The following is a 25,697-nucleotide window of genomic DNA, read 5'->3' on the forward strand; positions in this document are numbered from 1 at the left end:
CATTCCTCCCCCAAACAAATTTAATAGAAAATTCGTAAAACTATTCTCATTTTAACAATTACAATAATATACAGCAAGAATATTCTGTACATAAAACAGAAATATTAGATTTAATAGAGAACTATTAGGCCTGTTGTTAATGTGCAGGAAGACTTCGACAAAAAATATAAAAATTTTCACAAAAAGTATTGCATAATTTATAATGCTTGCTATAATAATAAATGTACTTAAGAGGTTTTAAAAACCGAATTGAATAGTATTGTTCCGAAGTAGCTCAGTTGGTAGTAGCACCTGACTGTTAATCAGGTTGTCGCAGGTTCGAGTCCTGCCTTCGGAGCCATTTTTTTGCCCGTTTTTAAAGATGATGTATACATAAAAAAATTAAAAAAAAGTATTGCATCGTACATTTAAAAATGTTATCATAATACTTGTCTTGTTTGAGACATTAAAAATGGCCCCTTGGTCAAGTGGTTAAGACACCGCCCTTTCACGGCGGTAACACGGGTTCGAATCCCGTAGGGGTCACCATTTTTAAAGCATTGTAGTAGTGCAAAGGCTTAAAAAATAAAATAAAAACTGTGAAGAAATGAACACCTGTTTACTATGGAGGATTAGCTCAGCTGGGAGAGCATCTGCCTTACAAGCAGAGGGTCGGCGGTTCGAGCCCGTCATCCTCCACCATAATGTGTTATTTCGGAGGGGTAGCGAAGTGGCTAAACGCGGCGGACTGTAAATCCGCTCCTTAGGGTTCGGCGGTTCGAATCCGTCCCCCTCCACCAGTTTTTTATTTATGATTGGGGTATAGCCAAGCGGTAAGGCAACGGATTTTGATTCCGTCATGCCTAGGTTCGAATCCTAGTACCCCAGCCATTTTTATTTTGAGCCATTAGCTCAGTTGGTAGAGCATCTGACTTTTAATCAGAGGGTCGAAGGTTCGAGTCCTTCATGGCTCACTTTTATAGAATAAAAAGTGTAACATTAACTACAGATACTAATCTCTTGCTGAAAACAGCAGGAGATTTTTTTATGCTCTTCTTAATTGTATAAATATTCATAAAATTGTAAGGTTGAGCCAAGCAGGATGTAGGCTATACAATAGTCTTACAACTTAAAGGGGGTATGAAAAAATGAATAAACTAAATGTTTCTATTATTGGGGTTCCAACTGATTATGGGCAAACTCGCAGAGGGGTAGATATGGGGCCAAGTGCTATCCGTTACGCAGGTGTTGTAGAGCGCTTGGAGGCAATAGGGCATGTAGTACATGATCAAGGGGATATACGTGTTAGTCAAAAACAAGATGGCACTATTGTTGATAAACAGCTACTTAACTTAGAGGAAGTTATTGATGTAAGTACGTCCTTAGCAAATAGTGTAAATGAAGCAATTGAACAAAAGAAGTTTCCGCTTGTACTTGGTGGCGACCATAGCATTGCTATTGGCACTCTTGCAGGACTTGGTGAGCATTACAAGAATTTAGGTGTTATTTGGTTTGATGCGCACGCTGACTTAAATACACCTGAAACGACACCGTCTGGTAATATACATGGTATGCCATTAGCTGTAAGTATTGGACTTGGTCATGAGCGGTTAGTGAAAATTCGTAATAATGTACCGAAAATTAAACCTGAAAACGTTATTATTATTGGAGCGCGTTCTGTAGATCCAGGAGAACGTGAATTAATTAGTCAGCAAGGAATCAAAGTGTATACAATGCACGAGGTAGATCGTCTTGGAATGACCCGTGTAATGGAAGATGCTCTAGCTTATTTAAGAGAGCGCGATGTAGATGGTTTACATTTATCGCTTGATTTAGATGGGTTAGATCCACTGTATACTCCGGGAGTTGGGACACCTGTACCTGGTGGTATTACGTATCGAGAAAGCCATTTGGCGATGGAAATGCTTCAGGAATCAGGCATGCTAACATCCGCTGAATTCGTTGAGGTTAATCCGATTTTAGATGAAAAGAATAGAACGGCCGATGTTGCAGTAGCGTTAATGGGCTCCTTATTTGGTGAGACCTTAGTTTAAAGAAATTTAACAAAAAATTTCCTATTGTAACAATGTATAAAAATCTTTTGTTATAATTAATAACAAAATGAAACTTTTCTTATCGATGGGCCGTATAGTATAAGACAGTTGTAAAGGTGGAGAAATAAACACAATGGATGCGTTAGTAAACAAGAAAATAAAACAAGTGCTTAAAGGCGATCAAAACGCATTTGCAGATATTGTGAGTCTCTATCAGCACAAACTGTACCAAGTATGCTATAGGATGTTAGGGAACAAGCAAGAATCTGAGGACATTGCACAAGAAGCTTTTGTTCGTGCCTATATGAACTTGCATACTTTTGATCAGAAAAGGAAATTTGCGACGTGGCTTTATCGAATAGCGACAAATCTTTGTATAGACCGTATCAGGAAGAAAAAGCCGGATTACTATTTAGATGCAGAAGTAGCTGGTACAGAAGGGCTTGATATGTATTCGCAGATTGCAGCAGATGACCAGCTACCAGAGGAACAAATAGAGCAAATGGAATTGCAAGATCGGATTCAATATGAAATTGGACGTTTGCCGGATAAATACCGTTCAGTTATAGTATTGAAATATATTGAAGAATTATCATTACAGGAAATTAGCGAGATTTTAGATATGCCTCTTGGAACGGTGAAAACGAGGATTCACCGCGGACGTGAAGCATTACGTAAGCAATTAAACAATCTGTAGGAGGGGGAGCGTCATGAATACTTGTCCAGAGCATATAATAGACTATATCCATGATTATTTAGATGGTGACATTAGTCGTGAGCATGAGCAAGAGTTAAAACGACATTTGCATACATGCAGTGATTGTAAACAGTTGATGCAGGAATTAAGTGAAACAATCGCCTTTGTGAAGAGTGCTTCCCACATTACATCACCTCCGCATTTTGAAGAAGCCGTGATGGCTCGTTTACCGAAACCCAAAAGTCGTGTAGGTATGCAAAAGTGGATTCGTCGACATCCTCTATTTGCGGCAGCAGCAGTTTTTTGTTTATTCATGAGTGCAACTTTACTAGGTAATTTCATGGATGACCGACAGTTTTCTGTGACTAAACAGCCAAACCTAGTTGTTGAAGGTCAAACGGTAATTGTGCCGGAGGGAGAAGTTGTAAAAGGCGACATTGTTGTTAAAAATGGTGATTTAATTATTGAGGGTGAAGTGGATGGCAATGTTACCGTTATTAACGGACAGTATATGGCATCTTCGGCAGTTGTTTCAGGAAAAATAGAAGAAATAGACGAAGTATTCGAATGGCTTTGGTATACGATTAAAAACTCAGTAAAGTCTGCTGTAACATTCGAGGAGAAACAAGCAACTAAATAACACTCTATACGTCCTAATAGATAGTGCACGTGAGAGGCTGAAAGGTCTACTCTTTTGAGTAGACTTTTTATTTGAAAAAAGTTACATTTGATAAGAATGTGCTATACTTAAATGTGTATGGATTCGCAATGAAAAGTGGGGGATGCCACGTGCAAATTATCGAACATTTCGCTAATTTAACACCTGTGAATATTGTTATTAACTTATTAGATGTACTGCTAGTATGGTACGTTGTTTATAAAATTTTAACCCTCATTAAAGGTACAAAGGCTGTCCAATTATTAAAAGGGATTTTCGTAATTATTATTGCACGCCTTGCTACAGACTTTTTTGGGCTAGAGACGTTAGGTTGGATGTTACAACAAGTCATCGAATTCGGTTTCTTGGCGATTATTATCATTTTCCAACCAGAAATAAGACGTGGTCTTGAACAAATTGGTAGAGGGAAGTTATTCCAACGTTCAATAAGTCAAGTCGAGGAAGAACAAACAAGGCTTATTGAGGCAATGAAGAAATCTGTTAGTTATATGGCCAAACGTCGTATAGGGGCGTTAATTTCTATTGAAAAAGAAACTGGTCTAAATGAATATATTGAAACGGGCATAGGTCTAAATGCTGAGATTTCATCTGAGTTACTGATCAACATTTTTATACCTAATACTCCGCTACATGATGGAGCCGTTATTATGCAGAAAGATAAAATATCAGCAGCAGCTTGTTATTTACCGCTTTCTGAGAGCCCGTTTATCTCAAAAGAGCTTGGGACACGTCACCGTGCTGCACTTGGCCTAAGTGAAGTGACAGATGCCATAACAATTGTCGTATCAGAGGAAACCGGCGCCATTAGTCTTACACTGAATGGTAATCTACATCGGAATCTTTCTTTAGAGGAATTCGAAGGACTGTTACGTAAGATGTGGTTCGGATCAGCACAGGAATCAAATGCAGCCTCTAAGTTAACTTGGAGGGGGAAAAAGAATGGATAAAATGATGGATAGCCCTTGGGTATTACGAATCATCGCGCTATTTTTAGCATTGTTGCTATTTTTCTCCGTTCGTACCGAATTATCTCCTGCAAATAAAACAATAACGAGTGAGCAAACAGAGGTAATTCGCGATGTACCGGTAGATGTTTTTTATGACGATAAGAATCTAATTGTTACAGGAATACCAAAGACAGTAGATGTTACAATAAAAGGTCCAATGCCACTTGTTATTCAAACAAAGGCAACGAAAGATTTTTCTGTTTTTGTGGATTTAAGCAAATTACTTATAGGTGAACATAATGTTAAACTTCAATACGAAAATATTTCGGATAAGTTGCAAGTATCATTTGACCCTGCGACTGTAAAGGTAAACATTGAGGAGAAGGTCACACAGGAGTTTCGTGTTGACCCTGAGCTAAACACTCGTTTAATTGAAGAAGGATATGTTTTAAATGGCATGACTGCTAATCCAGCTACGGTGTATATTACAGGTGCCAAAAGCGCAATTGAAAATATTAGCTATGTGAAAGCTACTGTAACGGGTGAACAAGGCTTGAAAGAACCGTTCTCACAAGTAGCTGCGGTTAAAGTACTAGATCGTGATTTAAATAAGTTAGACGTGACGATTCAACCTGAAACTGTGAAGGTACAAGTAGATATTGGAGCCTACAGTAGAGAGTTGCCTGTTGTGCTTAAGGAAATAGGGAAAGCGCCGGATGGTATTACCGTCGACCAATTAACAATTAGTCCTACAAAGGTAAGAGTATACGGTAGAAAATCTATCATAGATTCTTTAACTGCAATACCAGTAGAGGTTGATTTATCAAACATTACAGAATCAAAAACTTATGAATTTGATGTGAAATTACCAGAAGGTGTGACAAAAGTATCTGATTCAAAAATTAAAGTGAAAGCAGATATTACGAAGGTAGAGCAGGAAAAAACAACAACGACAACAACGACAACAACAACTACTACTCCTACTCCTGACCCTAAACCTAAACCTACTCCTTCGCCACCTTCGGAGGAGACTAGCACTCCTTCTGAGCACAACACGCCACCTCCTGATAAAACAGAAGAAGTAGAAGAAGATATTGATTCTTAAACAATAACTGACTATAATTTTATTTTGATTCAGTAGAGATTTCGTTCTCTATCGGTAAGGGTACTTATTTTCGGGTTTGAAACGTTAACGAGAATAAGTTGCTCAGGCTAAAATCGAAATACCTATGCTAAATTTATCTGTGCTGATTACAAGGCAAGATAAATTTACATAGGGGTATAATTAATAGTTACCAGTGAATGAACGAAAATAGACTTTTCCAAAAGTAAGCAGACGAGTGGTTTAGTTGTCAGTGTAGACAAGCGTAACCACCGTCTTGCATTGAAGGAGAGAATAATCAAAATGGGTAAATATTTTGGAACAGATGGCGTCCGTGGAGTCGCGAATAGTGAATTAACACCGGAGCTTGCATTTAAACTTGGCCGCGTAGGTGGCTACGTTTTAACGAAGGATGCAACTGACCGTCCAAAGGTATTAATCGGTCGTGACACACGTATTTCAGGTGAAATGCTTGAAGGTGCACTTGTAGCTGGTCTTTTATCAATCGGCGTAGAGGTAATGCGTCTTGGTGTTATTTCGACACCAGGTGTGGCTTATCTTACTCGAATAATGAGCGCAAATGCAGGCGTTATGATTTCAGCTTCACATAACCCAGTAGCTGACAATGGTATTAAATTTTTCGGTCCTGATGGCTTTAAGCTAACAGATGCACAAGAAGCTGAAATTGAAGCAATATTAGATGCTCAAGAAGATACTTTACCACGTCCAATCGGGGCAGATTTAGGTTCTGTAAGCGACTACTTCGAGGGTGGACAAAAATATATTCAATACTTAAAACAAACAGTGACTGAAGAATTTGATGGTATTCATGTAGCATTAGATTGTGCGCATGGCGCTACTTCTTCACTAGCGACACATCTATTTGCAGATTTAGAAGCAGATATCTCAACGATGGGTGCCTCACCAACAGGCTTAAATATTAATGAAGGTGTTGGTTCAACACATCCAGAAGGATTAGCTAAATTTGTCACAGAAAAGGGTGCTGATGTTGGTTTAGCATTCGATGGCGATGGTGACCGTTTAATCGCAGTAGATGAAAACGGTAAAATTGTTGATGGTGATCAAATTATGTTCATCATCGGTAAGCATTTAAATGCAGTTGGTCGCTTGAAAAAGCAAACGATCGTTTCAACGGTTATGAGTAACATGGGCTTCTACAAAGCTGTTGAAGATAACGATATGCATAGTGTACAAACAGCTGTAGGTGATCGTTATGTCGTGGAAGAAATGCGTGCTAATGATTATAATCTAGGTGGCGAGCAATCTGGTCATATTGTTTTCCTAGACTTTAACACAACTGGTGATGGCTTATTAACAGGTATTCAGCTTGTCAACATTATGAAAGCTACTGGTAAAAAACTATCAGAGCTTGCTTCTGAAATGAAAATTTTCCCGCAGCGTTTAGTCAACGTACGTGTAACAGACAAGCATGCTGTGACGGAAAATGCTAAAGTTGCCGCAGTGATTGCTGAGGTAGAAGCAGATATGGCCGGTAATGGTCGCGTGTTAGTGCGTCCTTCTGGTACTGAGCCACTTGTACGAGTAATGGTGGAAGCGGCTACAGAAGAAGACTGCGAGCGTTACGTAGAGCGTATAGCAGATGTTGTCCGAACTGAAATGGGCTTAACTGAATAATTAAATAGAATATAAACTCGATTTCCTTTATAGGAGGTCGAGTTTTTTATGTGCGCCCGGCATGCGTATGAACTATAGGGTGCAAGTCCCGAACCCCGAAGACAGAAGTAGAGGTTAGCCAAGAGCAAGGGTGTCCGTGGCGACGCGGAATCTGAAGGAAGCTGGAGGCAAAACACCGGTCCGAGGAACACGAACCTCATAGTAGGCTAGGTATGATTGGATGAGTGTGCATAACAACACAAAATCCTTTCTGTCGAAGGTCATATCGAGTAAATGAGGCGGATAGATGGTGTGAAAGTGCATACGCTTACCCGGGGAGGTCTGATGGAAACGTGAAGTACCCTTCATAACCTGCTTGATGACAAGTAGCTGAACCATCAGAAGTCAGCAGAGGTCATAGTACCGTTAACATGGGAAGGACCGAACCATGAAGGAGTGTGGAATAAACTCAAATTTCACTTATTCGATGAAGCAGACAATCCAAAGATGGACTTATTTAGTGGAAGAAATGGTGAATCCCATGGGAGACATTAAGAGGGCTGAGAATACAAGTGGCAAGGAGAGACCGAAAAGCACAACGAATAGGGAGATACAAAATCGCTGTTCGTCAGACTACATGGAACCGCCGTATACGGATCCGTACGTACGGTGGTGTGAGAGGTCGGGAGTTAATCACTCCCTCCTACTCGATTTTTTTGGTTCCGTATAAATGAAAGTGAATGATAGAAAACATGACCTTAATTATTGAAAGCTCTACCAATGGAAGAATGAATGTTTTCAAAGAGAATGGGAACAGTAGTACAGAGTCACAATGATAAGGAGTGTTGTATTGCAATGGCTAAAATTGCTACATTGATTACCAATATGTTTGAGGACGCTGAATTTACGAGTCCTAAAGGAGCATTAGAAGCGGCAGGTCATGAACTAATAACGATTGATACGACAGCAGGCATTGAGGTAGAAGGTAAGCATGGTGAGAAAGTAAAAATTGATAAAGATATCGATGAGGTAAGTGCTTCAGAATTCGATGCGTTGTTCATCCCAGGTGGTTTTTCTCCTGATATACTACGTGTAGATGATCGTATTGTGGCATTTGTAAAAGAATTTATGGATGAGATGAAACCAACCTTTGCTATTTGTCATGGACCTCAACTACTTATTACAGCAAAAACATTAAATGGTCGCGACGCAACTGGCTACAAATCAATTCGAGTAGATTTAGAAAATGCAGGTGCGATATTCCACGACGAGGAAGTATTTGTTTGTCAAAAACAATTAGTAACAAGTCGTACACCGGAGGATCTACCAGCATTTAATCGAGAAATTGTAAAATTACTGGAGAGTAAAGAAAGCTAAGCATAAAAGGCACAAGTGAGTTTGCCTGTGCCTTTTTTCTATAAATTCAATTACAAAGTCCTACTTCTTTTTCAACGCTATAATAGCATTGGTAATTTGCCCAAGTCCGATACCAATGATAATACCAACACCGGCACCAATTGCAGTATCGATCCAGCCTCTATCAAAGAAAGCTTCATATCCACCGCCAGTTAGAAAACCAGTTAATCCGCCGATGCCTAATCCTAAAAACAGGAAGCCGCCATAAAACAACCCGATTGCCTCATAATCTGCGGGATCACGATTTTCGTAATATTGCTGGAAGCGTTCATTTAAATCCTCAGATTGCTCAGAATTACTGGCGAATTTTAATTCCTTGCTAGCTTTATCAAAAGCTTCTTGCTCCGTTAAACCTTGTGACATCAAATCATTCATATAATCACTCATATAGAGTATCATGTCGTCTTGTGCTTCTCGTCCCTGATCGGAACGTCCTTTAAACTTGGACAGTTGCTTGTCGATTTTCGTTTAGTTTGCCCGCTTTTCTTGCGCAACTTCTCCATATAAGTCATTTCGGCGTCCTGCAAATAATTCTGGGATTGTTCTTTCGAAAAACGATTAATTCTCTCCTGAATTTCACGACTAAAGCTCATTTTTGTTCCCTCCATTATTTCTTAAAATTTCAATACGACTACTAAAAAAATCCCATTTAGCCCAGAAGGACATCAATTTTTCTCGTCCTTGTTCATTAAGTGTATAAAATTTCCTCGGTGGACCCATTTCAGATGGCTTCTTGACTATATTGACAAGACGATTTCTTTCCAACCGCATAAGTAACGCATACACAGTCCCTTCAGCTATACCTTCGAACCCCATCTGCGTGAGATACTTGACAATCTCATAACCATATATTTCACCACGGCTAATGATTTCTAATACAATACCTTCTAAAACTCCTTTGAGCATTTCACTCAGATTATCCACGATCTCACCCCCCAGGCTTTGCTTTACATGTACTAAGTGTTGCTAAGTACTGGCTTTGTCAAGTGATTAAAAGTGGGATTTTTATCTTCGGCTCTGTTCAAAACAAATCTATAACAGAAAATATTTGTTGCTGACTTAAGGAAAAAAGCATTCATATTTTTAATTTCTTTCAGCAAATGTTTTATTGTAGCGAGAGCAAAGCGACAGCTACAGATGTCTTTTGTAGCGAAAGCAAAGCTACAGCTACAATGCCTAGTTATCATTGATTAAGAGTCTCAAGAAAATGTTTTATAGCAGATTGTTTGTCTACTTTTTGTCACTAAAAAGTAGGATAAATAGGTGTTTTTTATAACGAAAATTTGACGTACAGCATATGATTGAGTATGATGGAGAAGTTGAATATGAGGTCCGACCTCATCATTTAACGAGAGCGCATAAGGAGGGAAGAAAGCGCAAAATCGGAAAACAATTATAGCGCCTGAGCTGAAGAAATTGGACGAAACTATCTTCAGCAGACGAGGTGGAGGTTTATCGAAAATTCGGCGGATACCTCCCGATCGACATACCCGATTGTCACTTTCCGTTTTGAAAGCATTTGAGTGATTGAATGTACAGAAAATGGAGAAGGTATAGTTAAAGCAATAGATAAATAGAGAAACCTCACGTATCGAATGGTTACTATTCAGATGGCTGAATGAGTGTTAACAATGTGCATGTATTGAATGCTAATTTTAAGAATAATTGATTTAGCAAAGCATTTACATTCACAAAAAATTCGATAGGTTGAGGTCTAGTTTGTCATTGCGTCAAATTGACAATATCGGAGGAAAAGAAATTTATGTGTGGAATTGTAGGATATATTGGAGAATCAGATGCAAAGGAAATTTTATTAAAAGGTTTAGAAAAACTAGAGTATCGTGGCTATGACTCAGCGGGTATTGCAGTACGTAACGAAGATGGTGTAACAGTCTTCAAAGAAAAGGGACGTATTGCAGATTTACGTGACGCAGTGGATGAGGACGTTGCTGCAAAAGTTGGTATTGGTCATACACGTTGGGCAACTCATGGTGTGCCAAACCGTTTGAATGCACACCCTCACCAAAGTGCATCAGGACGCTTTACGCTAGTACACAACGGAGTTATTGAAAACTATCATTTATTACAAAAAACATATTTAAAAGGCATTCCGATGAAATCTGATACAGACACAGAAGTCATCGTGCAATTAGTTGAGCTATTTGTGAAGGAAGGTTTAAGCACGGCTGAGGCGTTCCGTAAAACTTTATCTTTATTACACGGCTCTTACGCATTAGCTCTTTTAGATGCAGAAGCGGCAGATACAATTTTCGTTGCGAAAAACAAATCTCCACTTTTAGTAGGTGTTGGTGAAGGCTTTAATGTTGTAGCTTCAGATGCGATGGCGATGCTACAGGTAACAGATCAATATGTGGAACTACACGATAAAGAGGTCGTAATCGTACACAAAGCTAGCGTTGAAATTACAAAGTTAGACGGTACAATAGTAGAGCGTGCACCATATACGGCAGAGCTTGACATGAGCGATATTGAAAAAGGTACGTACCCTCACTATATGCTAAAAGAAATGGATGAGCAGCCAACAGTTATTCGTAAAATCATTCAAGCGTACGAAGGTGAGAATGGCGATTTAACAATTGATGCTAATATTTTAGAAGCATTACGAGCAGCAGACCGTCTATATATTATTGCAGCCGGCACAAGCTATCATGCAGGTCTAATCGGTAAGCAATATTTCGAAAAAATGGCTGGTATCCCAGTGGAAGTTCATATTTCAAGTGAATTCGGCTACAATATGCCATTACTTTCAGAAAAACCACTTTTTATCTTTATTACACAATCAGGTGAAACAGCAGATAGCCGTCAAGTACTTGTGAAAATTAAAGAGCTTGGTTATCCAACATTAACTATTACAAACGTACCTGGCTCTACACTTTCACGTGAGGCGGACCATACACTGTTATTACATGCAGGCCCAGAAATTGCAGTAGCTTCTACAAAAGCGTACGTAGCGCAAGTAGCTGTACTTGCTGTAACAGCATATGTAACAGCGAAAGCTAATGGCAAAGGCTTAGAATTCGATTTAAAACAAGAACTTGCAATTGCAGCCAACGGTATCCAAACAATTATCGATTCAAAAGATGTTTTAGAGGATATCGCTGAAGACTACTTAAGAATTGCACGCAACGCATTCTTCATCGGCCGTAACATAGACTTCTATGTAAGCCTTGAGGGTGCCTTGAAGCTAAAAGAAATCTCTTATATCCAAGCAGAAGGCTTTGCAGGTGGCGAGCTAAAACACGGAACAATTGCCTTGATCGAAGAAGGTACACCGGTGTTTGCCCTTGTTACACAAGAAGCAGTAGGATTAAACATCCGTGGTAACGTCAAAGAGGTAGCTGCACGTGGAGCATACCCATGCATTATTGCCATGGCTGGCGTAGATGAAGATGGGGACCGTTTAGTAATCCCTCAAGTTAACGAATTACTAACACCACTTGTATCTGTAGTACCATTACAGTTAATTAGCTATTACGCAGCACTACACCGTCGCTGTGATGTGGATAAACCACGTAACTTGGCTAAATCGGTGACTGTTGAGTAATTGTTGAGTTAGAGTTCGCTTGTGAGTTATAACTAATGCTGTCACAATTTATAATTATGTTTGTCATAAATATATAAGATGTTGTGGCATCAAAAGTAAGCCTTGATACAGTGTAGACGTTACTGTATCAAGGTTTTTTGTTTTTTCTCAAAGTGTGTTTTTAATTATAAAATACTTACCCATACCGTTGAATACTAAAGAAATAATTATAATTAATATTGTCACTTCATCAAAATTGTAACCAACTAAAGTTATGAAGGGAATATGATGTGTTTGATTTAAATTCCGAATATTCTGCCGGCTGCATAATTTTTTATTAATCCATAAAATTTTTACATTGCGAAAAAAGATGTTTGGCCATTGTAGCTTCCCGTTATCTAATCGTTTATAAAGCATGGCGAAGCCATCTCCATCAAAATACAAACATTTATAACGATCTTTGCTTGTTCCAGAAAATAAGAAGATGGAATCGCTATAGGGATCGAGTTCAAAGAATCCTGAATGAGCGTTGCGAGACCGTCGATTTCTTTACGCATATCAGTCTTGCCACAAATAATATAGATATTTTTTACGCTCGTAAAATCATGCTTCATCGATTATTCAACTCCTTCATAATCGTTTCAATGATGTGCTCATCTACGCCGTTGAAGAAGGAGATTTCTGCGATAGCTGTTTTAATGACGCAGCTGGGGCAATCGGAATATTGAGGTGAATGATTAGAAGAAAATTCGTCAGTGATAGGATCGAGTGTTACAGGGACAATTGTTAGTTTGGTAGTTAACATAAAGAAGCACCTCCTTCATTTTGATATGCTCCCCATTAGGTAGACAGATTAAAAAATAAAATCTGTTTATTAAATGGGGAGTTTTTTTATGACGAAACAACTAATAACACCTGAAATGAAATTGTTAGCTCTTCAATATGTAGAGGAAGAGCTTTATTCTATTCGAGAAATTTGTGAAAAGTACGCTATTTCGACTTACACATTTAAAAGCTGGCGTACTAAATTTAAAACCGGGGGAATTGAAGCATTAACGCCAGCTAAGAAAAATAAGTTTTACTCCAAAGAACTAAAAGAACGAGCAGTAGCAGACTACTTAACAAAAAAGTATTCAATGTACGAAATCCTCTCAACATATGAAATTAGCAGTTGGTCGTTGTTCAAATCATGGTTAAAAACCTATACTAGTCATAGTGAATTAAAAGATTCGGGTAAAGGAATGAGCCAAACTATGACTAAAGGAAGAAAAACAACCGTAGTAGAACGCATTGAAATCGTCAAAGCCTGCCTAGCAAACGCGAAGAATTATCAAGAGACAGCAGCACAATATGAGGTATCTTATCAACAGGTGTATCAATGGGTACGTAAGTTTGAACAAGATGGGGAAAAGGCCCTTCAAGATCAACGAGGTCGTACAAAACCAGCAGAAGAACGCACACCAGAAGATGAATTACGCTTAAAAATTCAACAGATGGAGCGCGAAAATGAACGATTACGTGCAGAAAATTTACTACTAAAAAAGTTAGAGGAAATCGAAAGGAGGTATCGTTAAGTAAAGTTCGGATTCAAAGCCTTTATTTCGCGATCCAAGAGCTAGCGAAGCATGAAAACTTATCGATTATTTTATTATGTAAAATCGCCAAGGTATCCCGTGCAGCTTATTACAAATGGCTCAATCGTCAACCCTCAGCACGGGAATTGGAGAACCAACAGCTAATGGCGTCTATCCAACACTTATATACACAAATAGATGGCATTTATGGCTACCGCCGTATCGCAATGACTATTAACCGCCAACGTGAAAAAGAAAACTTAGCGAAAGTGAATAAGAAGCGTATTCATCGTCTAATGCAAATTTGTGGTTTAGAGGCGGTGATTCGCCGTCGTCCGAAAAAGTACCGAAAGGTGAAACCGGATTACGTAGCAGAAAACGTGTTAGCACGTATGTTTACAGCCGAAAAGCCGAATCAGAAATGGTGTACAGATGTGACGGAGTTCAAGTATGGTAACGGTAAGAAGGCTTATTTAAGTGCGATTATCGATCTTTATGATAAGTCCATTGTGAGTTACGTATTAGGTCATTCAAACAATAATGACCTTGTTTTTGAGACGGTAAGACCAGCTATTCGTCAACTGTCAAAAGATGAGTTTCCGCTTTTACATAGTGATCGTGGGTATCAATATACATCTAAAGAATTTAAGCGAATTATGAAGAAGGCAAAACTAACACATAGTATGTCGAGAGTCGGCCGTTGCATCGATAATGGGCCAATTGAAGCGTTTTGGGGGACACTGAAAGTAGAAAAGTATTATTTACATAAGTTTGAGACGTTTGAGGCATTAAAACACGCCATTGATACGTACATCGAATTCTATAACAACGAACGTTATCAAGAAACATTAAACGGCTTGAGTCCTTTAGAATTCAGGACTCAAGCCGCTTAAAGCATTTTTATTATTTCCACTGTCTACTTGACAGGGAGCAGTTCATTTGATACGTCTATCGTACCGGAGGTGCCTAGTTGTTTATATGCGTTATTTGATTACGGGCTTAAATTTTTACTAGATTTATATGTAATAATTTAGAGTTAAATATTTAATGGAATATAACAAATCTAGAGCTATCAATAAGATCGTTTATATCCTTTATATGCTCTTCAAAGAAAACTCTTGATGAATATAAACATTTCTAAAAATCGGAGCATTCCACAATAGATAACTTTCTAACTAAATATAACTATATAGTTTAAATTAAAATTTCGACATTTATTGCTCTGAGTTTACCGGTATAACTTCTTCTGCCACGCGTTCACCTATATCATGTACTCGTGAAAGATTGTCCACAATTACAGGAAGGTCACCTACTGCATCTTTAAACATCCATATATAGGATATTATCGCGTAGATGGTACCAACTGATATCCCTTGGATATTAGTGAGTCTCAGGAGCGTTGCGAGTGTTAAGACAATAACAACAATTTCTACTCCACCCCAAGTCGTAGCTTCAGCGTTTGAAATCGATACGCGCCAAAATCGCAACCTTACAAAGTGACGCCGAACAATGGCCAGTGGCTGATGGGCGATGATGTCCGGTTCTACCTCTAATCGATCGTTAAGTGCGCTATTTAGACGATAAGCACGTTGAGCGAACCATCGATTGATTATTACAATTGGAATCATTGCCGATAATCCGAAGATGCCCACAAATGGATCGTAAATAAACAACATAGTAATTGCACCAATAAAACGAATCGACGCTGTCGCAATCGCGGGTACTTCTATTTGAAAAAAATCCACAATCTCTCGAGATAATGAAGTTCTTCCCACAATCTTATTTCCTTCCACACCACCAGCACGCTGACGCTCAACCATATCAACAGCGATATGAGAGTAAATACCGATAAAAACCTTCGTATCGTAGACATGTCGGAATAGCCCGACAAATAGGTGAATAATCCATAACGTAGCAATTGGTACAAGACTTGCAGGGCGTCCCTCCAACAATCCATCAATTGCAAGACCTAGTACAGCAGCATAGAGAAGTTCACAAATATTCTCAATAACTGTTAATGTATAAGTAAAGCTAAGACCTTTATAATTTTGGGACCAGATTCCTTTAAGTAATTGCGCCACGGAGGAATTTATTTTTTTCACGTTATCAACCTCTTATATATATTGATCAATGATGCTTATGTAGCAAATTATCCAGGAGATTTCTTTTTCATTTGTAATTAATTTTTTTATTATTAGTATATTATTTCAATAAAATGAGACCTACCATTCCAAGACAATCTTCTCAAAGCGAAGAGAAGTTCAACAATAATAGTTCCAATGGTACTGTTAATTTAATTTGTTGATTTTTACTTTTTACAGAATCCCATGATTCTGTTCAAATTCTTGTTTTGTCATTCCATAGCAAATACCATTATGGTAGTTGACCCTCTTTCATGAAACCTAATTTTTCATGCAGGTCCATAGATGGCTTATTGAAAGAGTAAATGGTTACTTTTTGATATGCGCGCTCTGAAAAGAAGAAGTGAAGAACCATAAGAATCATTTCTTTTGCATAACCTTTACCTCTCTATGAATCAAATACAGCTAAATAATAATCAAAAATATTATCACGGGCAGAACCGCTTTAAGAATTTCACATCTCGGACAATTCTTTTTTTCGTTGCATACGGAACTTCTCGTCTTTTAAAAATTTCAATTGAAAACCATTCATGTTTTTAGATAATTTTCCTTGTTCTATAGTATTTAAGTTATTAGCAAAAAAGGCAATTTCCGTCTGATTACCATCTTTATCTTTTGCATAGAACGCTTGTGTCAAAACAAATGCAGTAGATCCATCTTTTTGGCCTGCGTGAGTTAGCCATTTGCGGTTTTTAGGATTTTGCATCAATTGTTCCATAACTGGATCAAGATACTTATGTACATCTTCATTAAAATATTTTTTACTATTGAGCTTTTCTAAAATAGAAATGTAGTCCGCTGTAGTTGCTTTTACCAAACGATCAGACCATATTTTTTGTATATCCATATTTAGAATTTTTAATGACTGTTTTTTCTCCTCATTAGTAAGAGGATTCTTTAACCAGTTATTATGAATATTCAGCGCTCGATCCCGATATTCAGTCATATCCATATTTCCAAAGCTTTCAATGTTTCTTCTTTAGTTAGACTCTTTTCATCCATCAATTGAGTAGGAATATATACTACACTTGAGATTGGATATAAAGGTTCATGATCTAATAGATTCAAACTCTTTAGAACCTCATTAATATTTTGAAGCACTAGCACTTGCATTAAATATTCCGTATTTGCATTGGAACTATAAGCAATCATTCCATTCGCCATTTCACTTAAAGGTACGCTATCACTATTTTTGCTCTGATTTAACTCAGATATCCATGCTTCATGTGCCCCACCGTCTGTTTCTAATTCCTTTAAACTAACTTGTTGCTGAGGATTTATACGTCTGTCTGATGCCTGTTGTGCATATTCTATGGCTACAATAATTTTAACCGTGCTTGCTAAAGGAAATTGCTTATTCGTATTAACATCTATCCATTCTTCATTATTGTAATTAATCGCTAAAGATACATTCCCACTATCTATATTTTTCTTGATGAATTGTACAATATATTCAGGATTCGCTTCATTTTCTTTCTTAAAAATCCAATTCCCATCACTAAACCACCGCAAAATACTATACCCGCAATAATCTAAAATAACATTTTTTTAAATTAATACCCCCATTATTAATATTACTAGCTCCATTGCCAAGAATTATTTCTTTCCACCCGAGTATAAAGACAAACCATCAAATATGTAAGTATGCACATTTAGTACAGGTACTTTCATTAAGGTAAGTGTCCCCCCACTTAAATGTTGTTTTCAACTAGCCGGTGCATTTGTCGAACAAGTCATTTCAGCTAACATAAAATCTGTCAAACCTTTCATTATATCGATTAACGATTTTCAAGACTAGGAATATTGAACGGGAGTTGAACTCTTAGGCAATATCCCTTTTCTTATACTTTGTTTTATTAAGAATGTATATGGTTGAAATTAAGAATTCGTTCAACTAATAATCAGTGGAGATGAAGAAAGTCCCCACTGATTAAAGTTTCACTTTATATAATTTGCTTTACTTACTTTATCAATTAGTAGAATGCCATCATATTGATCGAGTGGAACTAGACTTTCCTCTATGATTCCCCAGCTATATGATAAGCGTGGCTCAAACATCCATGAGTTCCCTCGTATTTCAGGTATTTTTTTATTTGGTTTAATGCACCTGGTGATTGCTTTATTCATTCCTAATTTATCAGTTGGGGTGACCCTAAGTTACAAATAAAAATGATCAGGCGCTCATAAAATAGTGAGTACCTGGTCATTTTTTTGTATGTCATTTAGATATAAATGATATATTTACGATAAATAAAGCTGATACATTGAGGTTTCTTCATCCAAAGATTTTGCAATGTTAAAAGCCTCTTGCTGAGTTTTATTATTTTGAATAATTTCATACATAAATCGTATTAAAAACATTAGATTTGCAGTTCCATCTATGTAATCATTTGGAGCAATATAAGAATGACAGCCACTTTTTAAGAATGCTGATGCTAATTGTTCAACACCTAATGTACAGCCAGTCGCGATAACTTTTGTATCATTTAATTTTGAATAACGCATCACTTCCTCAGGACCAAAAAATTCTCCTCGGGGCTCGTTTATTTCATAAACATCTTCTCCTAGCTCATTAATACATAATCTTCCTTCATCACCGTGAAAATTCAGAATTAAATAATCAATCTTTTCGTCTCGATCTTCTCCTGATAACAAATCTATAAGATCGTTGGGTCTGCCTATCCAATGTACTGTAACTCTTGCCCCAAAGTACTCAAGGATTGAACGTAAGGCATACGATTCCATATCAGTATCTGGACCAACGGCTAAACTAACATATAATTCTGGTTTACTCATTTTAATAACTCCTTTTTATCTTTATTAGGAAAATGTTCTCGCTTTACAAGTCTTGATTTCTCGAAACCAAGGACATGCTAACATTTAAAGATTAGATAAAAAACTGGCAAAATAATTGCCCTTGTTGTTTTATTATAGAAACGTTTCTCGTTTCAATAACATTTTCCTATTATTCGTTATAATAGGGTGTATAGTTACCATACAGTCAATAGATATGTGGGAAATTTCATTTAAAATGGGTAAAATTATAAAATTTGTTTTTATTTAAAATTAGTTGAAAAAGTAACTAGTGGAAAATTAAACGGCATTAAATATCTTATTTTACCTTATGCCCCATCGACCGTATCTCAACGAGGGATAGCCGACAAAGCTAGCAATGACGTGTTTTGGTCTCCACAATCTCAAAACCAACCATCTAGTTCTTTTAATCTTTCAACAAGCTTTTTACATGAATTTAACGCTCGCGATGAATATTAGCTGGCGACTGGGTGATCATATCTTTTTGTTGCAAAAATAAGAACGCTAGTTCTATGGTGTGTGCAAACGAATGTTCTTGATGAGAGGGCGAGGTTATGATAAAAGACCGTGGAAATATCAAGTGGACAGCGATGATGCTACGGAGCATTTAGCTGAAATTCGAGAATGGAAGAAAGAGCAATTTTATGATAAAAAGCGAGAATTAATTGAGTGGGAGCTAGAGGAAATTGAGCAAACGATTCAACGTGCCTTCAAATTACGGCAACTAGTTACATTAACGTTATGGCAAAATCATAATTTGGGTAACAAAACTGGATTCGTTACAGGGATGGATCCGTACAAAAAGGAACTATTACTGGATACTGATATATCAGGAAAACGTATTGCATTTAATGATAGACGCAAGGTTGGTGGACACTGATGATTAATTAGACATGGCAATCAGGTCATTACACGACTAATCATCACTTCAACGTTATTTATAAATAACATCAAATCTAATTACCACTCATTCCTTATATTTCTTGTATTTTTGTTTTATTTCCGTGAAATAATAGATGTGTCATAAAGCGTAAATTTTCCATTTTTATATGTCTCCTAAACAAAAACAAATTTAATAAATTTACCCATATATATATTGACTGTATGGTAACTATACACCTTATTATAATAAAGATCACTTGGAAGCTTTGACATAGTAAAGGCGTTTGTCAAATAAGATTCTAGGAGGAATCTTTAAATGTGAGCGTGCTCTTGCGTTTCGAGGAATCTAGAATTATATGTTGGTTTAGTTGTTGATCCAAATAATGATATGGATGCCTTATGTTCAATCCTTGAGTACTTTTGGGCAAGAGATACAGTACATTTGATAGATTGGTTTGTAAAGTGATTAATGGGAATTAGGCAACAAGAAAAATATTCACTCTTTATTGTACTGACATAAACATGGCATTGAGTACAGATTGTGCTTATGTAATCTCAAGCAGATTAATTCTGGAAATATGGTAATTAGGAGTTGTTGTTTTTTGGAGTTAGGATTTTGGATAGTTATAATTTTTCTATTGTTTTATGAGCCGATTATTGGCTATTTTGGATTTCAAAAATTTAAAAAGAATGTAGAAATATATGAGAATGCAAGAATCAAATATTATATAAATACTATGATTGGTATTTGGATTCCAACTGTATTCATTTTAGTGTTAGTTGCGTTTACTGACCTAACACTACAACAAATTGGGTTGAAAATCCCAAGAATAAATACAGAGGTTCTCGGAACTTGGTTTACCTATTTAGGACTAGGAATAGGTATTTTATATTTATCATTCGTGTTGTACTATATTTTTGGTTATTTTTTTAGCGATAAAATAAAAAGTCAACTAACCAAAAAGAAATCTGATGAATGGGAAAAATCAGAAGTCTCGCCAATTTTCCCAATAACTAAAAAAGAGAAGAAATTATGGGGTTATGTTTCTATAACAGCAGGAATTACAGAAGAAATTATTTATAGAGGATTCTCGATTTTTGCTTTTACATACTTATTTCCAGATTTATCAGTGTGGATAGTTATTCTTCTCGCCTCAATACTTTTTGGACTTGCACACTCCTATCAGGGATTTGTAATGGGAGTACTAAGAACTACAATTTTTGGGGTTCTGTTTTCAATACTTTATATCGGATTAGATTCGATTATCCCCCTAATATTATTCCACTTCTTATTAGATTACATTGTTAAATTAGGAGATGAAAAATCATAAATTAATTAATATGTGTAATGAGCAAATTAAGGTTATTTTTCACAATTATTGCGGATAAAACTTTTAATAAGGTGTGATAACATGGAGCAATATGTTCCTCTTGAGGATGGTAATATTTATGTGTTTAATGAAGGAAGTGGCCCCCCTGTAGTATTTATTCATGGGACGGCTTCTTACCATTTTTGTTGGCGAAATATATATCCAAGGTTTTCTGAAAGTTATAATGTTTACATTCCTGATTTACTTGGTGCTGGAGAAAGTGATAAGCCAATAAATGGGGAATATAGCAAGGAAGCTCATGCCGATCGTCTTATAGAAACCCTTATGAAACTTAAGGTTCCTCCTGTTCATTTAGTTGGTCATTCAATGGGAGGAGAAATATGTGTACATATAGCATTAAAAGCTCCAGAGCTTGTTAAAAGTCTAACTCTTGTGGCTCCTGATGGGTTTCGGAAAGGAATCAATTCATTCCTTCAAAATCTTGCTAAACGAGGTTGGCTAAATGGTATGTTTAAACAAATGTTAAAACGCCCGCCAAAAGCAAAAATGATGTCACGTATGTTAGGACTTCCAATAGAAAAGCTTACTCCTGAATTAATGGAGGGATGGACAAAACCTTATTCTGACCCTAATATACCTTATGTGATTACCAAAACACTTGCTGATAATGATACAGGAGTCATTTCCGAGAGAGTCGGGGAGTTAAACATGCCAGTTTTATTAATCTACGGGACAGTTGACAAGCTTGTTCCTCATAACGTGTTTAGATCTTATCAGGAAGCTTTACCAGAAGCTAAAGTAGAAAAATTTGAGAACTATGGTCATGTGCTAATGGAAGAATGTCCAGATAAACTAACAGACTCTATCTTGAAATTTATAGATTTCAATAACAATAATTAGATAAATGTATATTTAAGCAGTATTAACATTCTTTTTATTGAACTTATTGTACTAATGGGTGCAAGAGTTTAAGATCAAGCTACCGAAGTCAAAGGTAGCTTTTCTTATTGAGCTAACAGAGCAGGTTTGTTCAATAAGAGACCATTAAAATAAATTATTAAAGTGGTGGTTAGGAAAAATGTTTGGATTTAAAAAGAAAGGTAAAAAATTCGTTATATCAGGTGACAAGATTAAACGATTAATTGAATCTAATGAGGGATGTATTGCTACTGACAGAATAACAGTTGACGGATGTAAAGTTGGTTATATGTATAGAGAAGAACCATACCAAAATGGAAATCCAGATAGCGGTTGGAGATTTATGGCTGGCGACGAAAGTGATGAATATATGGGCAATCCCGATAACCATTCGGTATATCAAGTTAACACGATTTGTAATTTCGACAGAGATATAATACCATTACTTGATTCAACACCAGGGATTGCATATATACGGGATGAAAACGGAAAACTGGTTTTTGATGAAGTGTTGGAAGTACCAGAAGATTAAACGTGTTGGATGTGCCGCCATTAATAGTACTATTCAACTCCCATGAAAGAACTTAATCATCTTTCATTTTCTGTGGTGTAGCGCTGGTTTTTGCGCTACATGGATGGCTAACGGGTGCATAGTTCAATAAGAATTAAACAACTTTATTATCGCTTTACATCAGAAAAATGCGGATTTACAACGTTACGCACTTTATGTTACCAAACGACGCTTTGGGTGTGTTTTCTTATTCAACAAACAGGCCAGATTGTTGAGGAACATTTTCAATAAAATTGGATATTTATGTTGAAATATAGAGTAGAGATTACGATTATTTTCACTTAAACTAACGAGGCAGGATGGTGGAAAAAGGACGGTTGGTTGGAAAAAATCAGTTATGGCAAAACTTATAAGAAACTGTAAAAGTAAAATAAAGCAAGGTGGATATAAATGGAGTTAACAAATTTATTGGATGTTAAAAATCGTGATGAATTACGTCAATGGCTATTAGAAAATCATCAAAATGGAAAAGAATGTTGGGTCATTGTAAAACGAGGTAAACCTAAAAATGAAGAAGTTTTCTGGTATCTAGATGCAGTTGAAGAAGCTATGTGCTTTGGCTGGATAGATAGCACTTGTCGAAAAGCAGAGGAAGGTTTTACTACCCAACGATTATCGCCACGTCGTAAGAACAGTAAATGGACTGAATTGAACAAGGAACGATGCCGCAGAATGGAAAAAATGGGGAGAATGACGGACTCAGGAAGAGCAGTTTTGCCAAATATGTCTATAGCAAGTTTTAAAATAGATGAAGAAATATTATGTGCTTTGAAGGAAAATCCTATAGTATGGAATAATTTTTTAAACTTTCCCTCTTTATATCAACGGGTACGAATAGACAATATTCAAACTTATAAAAAGCAGCCTGATGTTTACAAAAAAAGGTTGGAAAAATTTATAGAAAATACAGAACAAGGAATTATGTATGGAGAATGGAATGATGATGGTAGATTGTTAAACTATTAAATGTTTAGCAGAAATAGGATGAGAACCTCATTCAGATCATTGGAGAAAGGGATACATTTTTGAAACAGTTCCTAAAGTTCTTCCATATGGATTTATAACGTATACAAAACAAACCTAAATAACGTTCCCAAATGGAAGTTTTGGGACGAAATAAAACACTTAAAACGTTGTCATACCAATGTATTAAGTGTTTTTTCTTATTTCATTCATATACCCCTTTTTATGCACTATCGTTTGAACTTAGATACAACAAAGCTTTCAATGCTGTTCAAAAGAAATTGCACTGAGTCATATTTTGAATAAAAACTTGCATATACAGCGGATTCCTAAACGTTATAAATCAACCTTTTCTTTTAACATAGCCCTTTTCTTTATTCAATGAGGTGCTTCAGGGCAATAAGGATATATGAGCATGTTTTGAAAAAGATTGATCAAAACATGCTTTTTATATTTATTCTCATATAAAGGATGAAAATTTAATAAGACTTTACAAAGTTACAATCGCATTATAATTTGACTGAAACAGGGAGGAGAATAATTAACACGTATCCTTTCTATCACTATGTATTAAATTCTAATTCTTCAAGTATATGTAACGTTTCTTGTAAAAATAAATCTTGATCTTCTTTACTTTCTAACAAAATACCATCTTCTACACGGTCAAAACGAAAAGCACGTATAATGGCTTTTGTGTAAGCAGCATAAGTTCTTTCTAATTCATTTAAGGGGCGTTCTTTGTTATATGAATCAATAAATAATTTAAACCGCTCTGTTTCATTTAATCTACCTTTGTAGGGGACATGCCAAGCATGATATACACCAACTGCAATACATTCATTTAAATAAACTTCATTTCCAGCTAGATTAAAATCATAAATTGCCAGACTTCCTTGATATTGTTTTAACATGTTGTAATAACAAAAATCACCTTGAATCGCCCCTTGTGGTAAATCACCCCAAATTAGCTTTAATCTTTGACGATAATCATTATATAAAGATTCTATTTTAGTAAATGTGGGGTGCAATTTAAATTGTTTTTTAAAGTCTAAAAAGCTTAACTCATTTTCATCGTAATCCCCAATTGCATCAGTTTGATTTCCACCAAATAAACTCCAAGAAGTAGCTGTGTTGAATGGAGTTGATAGTTGTTGAGAGATGTAGTGCTGAACACCTAACAAACTACCGATTTCAACAAGCTCTGCATCTGTTATAGTTTCAATTATTTCGCCCTCTAGTTCTCTTTCTAATGAATATACTTTCTCCTCAATTTCTACAACATAATAACCACTTTTAGATTTTACATATTGAGAAACATTCATCCCTTTTTCTGATAGATTATTAGCAAAATTACAACATTGTTCCCAATAGGTTTTATTAGCTTGTTCTCCTTTTAAGAAATATGTATACTCAGCTTCAATTTTTGCTAAAATCCTTTCACCCATTCTAAAAATTTCTATCTCTTTGGGGATAACGTCGTAATGACTACATATAAACATTATTTTTTGATTATCCATCTCAACCTCCATAAGTTTAAAAAATTTCTCTAACCCAGATGTCAAATCTGCAATTTCATTTTATAGTAAATCTTTACAATTATACATTAAAAAAGATATTGTATCCACCGCAACTTTTTTATAAACATCGTGGCTTTGTTTCAAAGTCATAAATGACTAAGTACACATCTTTTCGTACAACGAACAGTGAACCCGAGAGTGCAGCTATTCTATTTTGCTGATAATAGTTTCGTTGGTCCCTCCTTATAGAAAAAATATTTTGTGACCAGTTTAACATTCACCTTTATGTAAGTACCTGTACTAAAAGTGCATACTTACATATTTGCAGTGTGCAATTTTTTCAAGATATAAATCTTAAGGAGGACAAATCTTTGAAAACTCTTATTATTGTCACACATCCAAGCTTAGAAACATCAGTTATTAATAAAAGCTGGGTAGAAGAACTCAAAAAACATCCGGAAAAATACACCATCCACGAATTATATAAAGTATACCCTGATGGGAACATAGACGTGGAAAAAGAACAGAAATTGGTTGAATCTCATGGGAGTCTTGTTTTTCAGTTCCCAGTATATTGGTTTAATTGTCCACCTCTATTAAAAAAATGGATGGACGATGTTTTAACTTATGGATGGGCCTATGGTTCAACAGGAGATAGCCTAAAGAATCGTAAAATTGCTTTTGCTGTCTCTACTGGAATTAAAAACGAGGATTATGATGAAAATGGAAGGTATAAATATACGCTTGAAGAAGTATTGGTTCCGTTTAAAGCTACAGCTCTGTATTGCGAAGCAGATTATCGTTCGTTCTTTGCTTTTTATGGAGCAGAATATAAACCTTGTACAAGTGAAGTGGAAAAAAGTGTCAAAGACTACTTCAATTTTGTCGAAAACATATAATAGTAAAGTAATAAAAAAGAAGTATTAATTGAGG

At 36.3% G+C, this 25,697-nt stretch carries 24 protein-coding genes, 6 tRNA genes and 2 pseudogenes; 21 read left to right on the plus strand and 11 right to left on the minus strand.

What is annotated here, in order from left to right; genetic code table 11:
- Positions 1-263: 263 nt before the first annotated feature.
- From JNUCC51_RS12605 to JNUCC51_RS12665, 13 genes are all read left to right on the plus strand, one after another.
- A tRNA-Asn gene (locus JNUCC51_RS12605) sits at positions 264-340 on the plus strand.
- A 113-nt stretch (positions 341-453) separates the two neighbouring features.
- Positions 454-528: transfer RNA gene (locus JNUCC51_RS12610), tRNA-Glu, on the plus strand.
- 77 nt (positions 529-605) lie between these two features.
- Positions 606-681 (plus strand) — tRNA-Val (locus tag JNUCC51_RS12615).
- A 14-nt stretch (positions 682-695) separates the two neighbouring features.
- Positions 696-779 (plus strand) — tRNA-Tyr (locus JNUCC51_RS12620).
- 16 nt (positions 780-795) lie between these two features.
- A tRNA-Gln gene (locus tag JNUCC51_RS12625) sits at positions 796-870 on the plus strand.
- 10 nt (positions 871-880) lie between these two features.
- Positions 881-953: transfer RNA gene (locus JNUCC51_RS12630), tRNA-Lys, on the plus strand.
- A 174-nt stretch (positions 954-1,127) separates the two neighbouring features.
- Positions 1,128-2,033: an arginase gene (rocF, locus tag JNUCC51_RS12635; protein WP_337988345.1), complete on the plus strand. Its 906-nt coding sequence runs from the start codon at positions 1,128-1,130 to the stop codon at positions 2,031-2,033.
- A gap of 133 nt (positions 2,034-2,166) precedes the next feature.
- Positions 2,167-2,730 (plus strand): RNA polymerase sigma factor SigW, encoded by a 564-nt coding sequence (sigW, locus tag JNUCC51_RS12640; protein ID WP_100542806.1) that lies wholly within the window; start codon positions 2,167-2,169, stop codon positions 2,728-2,730.
- A 13-nt stretch (positions 2,731-2,743) separates the two neighbouring features.
- Entirely contained in the window at positions 2,744-3,370 is a 627-nt protein-coding gene (locus JNUCC51_RS12645; protein WP_049662910.1) for an anti-sigma factor family protein, read from the plus strand.
- Between the two features lie 149 nt (positions 3,371-3,519).
- Complete coding sequence (gene cdaA, locus JNUCC51_RS12650) at positions 3,520-4,356, plus strand: diadenylate cyclase CdaA (protein ID WP_201778486.1); 837 nt, start codon at positions 3,520-3,522, stop codon at positions 4,354-4,356.
- Complete coding sequence (locus JNUCC51_RS12655) at positions 4,349-5,461, plus strand: CdaR family protein (protein ID WP_337988346.1); 1,113 nt, start codon at positions 4,349-4,351, stop codon at positions 5,459-5,461. The genes cdaA and JNUCC51_RS12655 overlap by 8 nt, the downstream gene beginning before the upstream one ends.
- Positions 5,462-5,761: 300 nt before the next feature.
- Positions 5,762-7,114 (plus strand): phosphoglucosamine mutase, encoded by a 1,353-nt coding sequence (glmM, locus tag JNUCC51_RS12660; RefSeq protein ID WP_337988347.1) that lies wholly within the window; start codon positions 5,762-5,764, stop codon positions 7,112-7,114.
- Between the two features lie 834 nt (positions 7,115-7,948).
- Complete coding sequence (locus JNUCC51_RS12665; protein WP_337988348.1) at positions 7,949-8,470, plus strand: type 1 glutamine amidotransferase domain-containing protein; 522 nt, start codon at positions 7,949-7,951, stop codon at positions 8,468-8,470.
- A 60-nt stretch (positions 8,471-8,530) separates the two neighbouring features.
- Here JNUCC51_RS12665 and JNUCC51_RS12670 read toward each other — a convergent pair whose 3' ends face one another.
- The 3 genes from JNUCC51_RS12670 to JNUCC51_RS12680 are packed head-to-tail and all read right to left on the minus strand — an operon-like array spanning position 8,531 to position 9,433.
- The gene (locus tag JNUCC51_RS12670; RefSeq protein ID WP_337988349.1) at positions 8,531-8,884 is read right to left on the minus strand and encodes a hypothetical protein; all 354 of its coding nucleotides are present in this window, start codon (positions 8,882-8,884) and stop codon (positions 8,531-8,533) included.
- A gap of 20 nt (positions 8,885-8,904) precedes the next feature.
- Positions 8,905-9,102, minus strand: coding sequence for a hypothetical protein (locus JNUCC51_RS12675; RefSeq protein WP_337988350.1), 198 nt, complete (start codon positions 9,100-9,102; stop codon positions 8,905-8,907).
- Complete coding sequence (locus JNUCC51_RS12680; RefSeq protein WP_337988351.1) at positions 9,092-9,433, minus strand: PadR family transcriptional regulator; 342 nt, start codon at positions 9,431-9,433, stop codon at positions 9,092-9,094. The genes JNUCC51_RS12675 and JNUCC51_RS12680 overlap by 11 nt, the downstream gene beginning before the upstream one ends.
- 838 nt (positions 9,434-10,271) lie before the next feature.
- Here JNUCC51_RS12680 and glmS point away from each other — a divergent pair.
- The gene (glmS, locus tag JNUCC51_RS12685; RefSeq protein WP_337988352.1) at positions 10,272-12,074 is read left to right on the plus strand and encodes a glutamine--fructose-6-phosphate transaminase (isomerizing); all 1,803 of its coding nucleotides are present in this window, start codon (positions 10,272-10,274) and stop codon (positions 12,072-12,074) included.
- A gap of 147 nt (positions 12,075-12,221) precedes the next feature.
- Here glmS and tnpB read toward each other — a convergent pair.
- Both tnpB and JNUCC51_RS12695 read right to left on the minus strand, forming a co-directional pair.
- Positions 12,222-12,667 (minus strand): annotated as a pseudogene (gene tnpB / locus JNUCC51_RS24815) (IS66 family insertion sequence element accessory protein TnpB).
- Positions 12,664-12,858, minus strand: a complete 195-nt coding sequence (locus JNUCC51_RS12695; protein ID WP_337988354.1) for a hypothetical protein — start codon at positions 12,856-12,858, stop codon at positions 12,664-12,666. Before JNUCC51_RS12695 ends, tnpB begins: the two are co-directional and overlap by 4 nt.
- Before the next feature lie 88 nt (positions 12,859-12,946).
- On the opposite strand from JNUCC51_RS12695, the gene JNUCC51_RS12700 reads away from it, so the two are divergent.
- Positions 12,947-14,520 (plus strand): IS3 family transposase gene (locus JNUCC51_RS12700; RefSeq protein ID WP_337988355.1). Its coding sequence is split into 2 segments (ribosomal slippage): positions 12,947-13,589 and positions 13,589-14,520, totalling 1,575 coding nucleotides; the frame shifts between segments, so codons are not numbered across the junction.
- A 321-nt stretch (positions 14,521-14,841) separates the two neighbouring features.
- Here the strand turns inward: JNUCC51_RS12700 and JNUCC51_RS12705 are convergent.
- From JNUCC51_RS12705 to JNUCC51_RS12725, 5 genes and pseudogenes are all read right to left on the minus strand, one after another.
- Positions 14,842-15,729 (minus strand): ABC transporter six-transmembrane domain-containing protein, encoded by an 888-nt coding sequence (locus tag JNUCC51_RS12705; protein ID WP_337988356.1) that lies wholly within the window; start codon positions 15,727-15,729, stop codon positions 14,842-14,844.
- Positions 15,730-15,942: 213 nt separating this feature from the next.
- Positions 15,943-16,201, minus strand: a pseudogene (locus JNUCC51_RS12710) (GNAT family N-acetyltransferase); the annotation flags it as partial.
- 21 nt (positions 16,202-16,222) lie between these two features.
- The gene (locus tag JNUCC51_RS12715) at positions 16,223-16,714 is read right to left on the minus strand and encodes a hypothetical protein (protein ID WP_337988357.1); all 492 of its coding nucleotides are present in this window, start codon (positions 16,712-16,714) and stop codon (positions 16,223-16,225) included.
- The gene (locus JNUCC51_RS12720) at positions 16,711-17,280 is read right to left on the minus strand and encodes a serine hydrolase (protein WP_337988358.1); all 570 of its coding nucleotides are present in this window, start codon (positions 17,278-17,280) and stop codon (positions 16,711-16,713) included. Before JNUCC51_RS12720 ends, JNUCC51_RS12715 begins: the two co-directional genes overlap by 4 nt.
- A 729-nt stretch (positions 17,281-18,009) precedes the next feature.
- Positions 18,010-18,564: a delta-aminolevulinic acid dehydratase gene (locus JNUCC51_RS12725; RefSeq protein ID WP_337988359.1), complete on the minus strand. Its 555-nt coding sequence runs from the start codon at positions 18,562-18,564 to the stop codon at positions 18,010-18,012.
- Between the two features lie 547 nt (positions 18,565-19,111).
- Here JNUCC51_RS12725 and JNUCC51_RS12730 point away from each other — a divergent pair.
- The 5 genes from JNUCC51_RS12730 to JNUCC51_RS12750 all read left to right on the plus strand — a co-directional run bounded on the left by JNUCC51_RS12730 (position 19,112) and on the right by JNUCC51_RS12750 (position 23,250).
- Positions 19,112-19,462: a YolD-like family protein gene (locus JNUCC51_RS12730; RefSeq protein ID WP_337988360.1), complete on the plus strand. Its 351-nt coding sequence runs from the start codon at positions 19,112-19,114 to the stop codon at positions 19,460-19,462.
- 604 nt (positions 19,463-20,066) lie between these two features.
- Positions 20,067-20,795, plus strand: coding sequence for a CPBP family intramembrane glutamic endopeptidase (locus JNUCC51_RS12735; protein ID WP_337988361.1), 729 nt, complete (start codon positions 20,067-20,069; stop codon positions 20,793-20,795).
- Positions 20,796-20,876: 81 nt separating this feature from the next.
- Positions 20,877-21,695 carry an alpha/beta fold hydrolase gene (locus JNUCC51_RS12740; protein WP_337988362.1) on the plus strand — a complete coding sequence of 273 codons (819 nt, stop codon included), beginning with the start codon at positions 20,877-20,879 and terminating at the stop codon, positions 21,693-21,695.
- A gap of 178 nt (positions 21,696-21,873) precedes the next feature.
- Positions 21,874-22,245 carry a DUF2185 domain-containing protein gene (locus JNUCC51_RS12745; protein WP_337988363.1) on the plus strand — a complete coding sequence of 124 codons (372 nt, stop codon included), beginning with the start codon at positions 21,874-21,876 and terminating at the stop codon, positions 22,243-22,245.
- 429 nt (positions 22,246-22,674) lie between these two features.
- Positions 22,675-23,250 (plus strand): YdeI/OmpD-associated family protein, encoded by a 576-nt coding sequence (locus JNUCC51_RS12750; protein WP_337988364.1) that lies wholly within the window; start codon positions 22,675-22,677, stop codon positions 23,248-23,250.
- A gap of 560 nt (positions 23,251-23,810) precedes the next feature.
- On the opposite strand, the gene JNUCC51_RS12755 is transcribed toward JNUCC51_RS12750, so the two are convergent.
- A complete protein-coding gene (locus tag JNUCC51_RS12755; RefSeq protein ID WP_337988365.1) occupies positions 23,811-24,764 on the minus strand; it encodes a protein kinase family protein in 954 nt (317 codons plus the stop codon).
- Positions 24,765-25,135: 371 nt separating this feature from the next.
- On the opposite strand from JNUCC51_RS12755, the gene JNUCC51_RS12760 reads away from it, so the two are divergent.
- Positions 25,136-25,663 (plus strand): NAD(P)H-dependent oxidoreductase, encoded by a 528-nt coding sequence (locus JNUCC51_RS12760; protein WP_337988366.1) that lies wholly within the window; start codon positions 25,136-25,138, stop codon positions 25,661-25,663.
- Positions 25,664-25,697 lie beyond the last annotated feature (34 nt).

The sequence above is a fragment of the Lysinibacillus sp. JNUCC 51 genome (assembly GCF_015999525.1).
Taxonomy (GTDB): domain Bacteria; phylum Bacillota; class Bacilli; order Bacillales_A; family Planococcaceae; genus Lysinibacillus; species Lysinibacillus xylanilyticus.

Excerpts from the sequence above, each read along its gene's own strand:
- rocF (WP_337988345.1), top strand. The coding sequence starts at position 1,128 with ATGAATAAACTAAATGTTTCTATTATTGGGGTTCCAACTGATTATGGG.
- sigW (WP_100542806.1), top strand. The coding sequence starts at position 2,167 with ATGGATGCGTTAGTAAACAAGAAAATAAAACAAGTGCTTAAAGGCGAT.
- JNUCC51_RS12645 (WP_049662910.1), top strand. The coding sequence starts at position 2,744 with ATGAATACTTGTCCAGAGCATATAATAGACTATATCCATGATTATTTA.
- JNUCC51_RS12655 (WP_337988346.1), top strand. The coding sequence starts at position 4,349 with ATGGATAAAATGATGGATAGCCCTTGGGTATTACGAATCATCGCGCTA.
- glmM (WP_337988347.1), top strand. The coding sequence starts at position 5,762 with ATGGGTAAATATTTTGGAACAGATGGCGTCCGTGGAGTCGCGAATAGT.
- JNUCC51_RS12665 (WP_337988348.1), top strand. The coding sequence starts at position 7,949 with ATGGCTAAAATTGCTACATTGATTACCAATATGTTTGAGGACGCTGAA.
- JNUCC51_RS12670 (WP_337988349.1), bottom strand. The coding sequence starts at position 8,884 with ATGAATGATTTGATGTCACAAGGTTTAACGGAGCAAGAAGCTTTTGAT.
- JNUCC51_RS12675 (WP_337988350.1), bottom strand. The coding sequence starts at position 9,102 with ATGAGCTTTAGTCGTGAAATTCAGGAGAGAATTAATCGTTTTTCGAAA.
- glmS (WP_337988352.1), top strand. The coding sequence starts at position 10,272 with ATGTGTGGAATTGTAGGATATATTGGAGAATCAGATGCAAAGGAAATT.
- JNUCC51_RS12695 (WP_337988354.1), bottom strand. The coding sequence starts at position 12,858 with ATGTTAACTACCAAACTAACAATTGTCCCTGTAACACTCGATCCTATC.
- JNUCC51_RS12715 (WP_337988357.1), bottom strand. The coding sequence starts at position 16,714 with ATGACTGAATATCGGGATCGAGCGCTGAATATTCATAATAACTGGTTA.
- JNUCC51_RS12725 (WP_337988359.1), bottom strand. The coding sequence starts at position 18,564 with ATGAGTAAACCAGAATTATATGTTAGTTTAGCCGTTGGTCCAGATACT.
- JNUCC51_RS12730 (WP_337988360.1), top strand. The coding sequence starts at position 19,112 with ATGTTCTTGATGAGAGGGCGAGGTTATGATAAAAGACCGTGGAAATAT.
- JNUCC51_RS12740 (WP_337988362.1), top strand. The coding sequence starts at position 20,877 with ATGGAGCAATATGTTCCTCTTGAGGATGGTAATATTTATGTGTTTAAT.
- JNUCC51_RS12745 (WP_337988363.1), top strand. The coding sequence starts at position 21,874 with ATGTTTGGATTTAAAAAGAAAGGTAAAAAATTCGTTATATCAGGTGAC.
- JNUCC51_RS12750 (WP_337988364.1), top strand. The coding sequence starts at position 22,675 with ATGGAGTTAACAAATTTATTGGATGTTAAAAATCGTGATGAATTACGT.
- JNUCC51_RS12755 (WP_337988365.1), bottom strand. The coding sequence starts at position 24,764 with ATGGATAATCAAAAAATAATGTTTATATGTAGTCATTACGACGTTATC.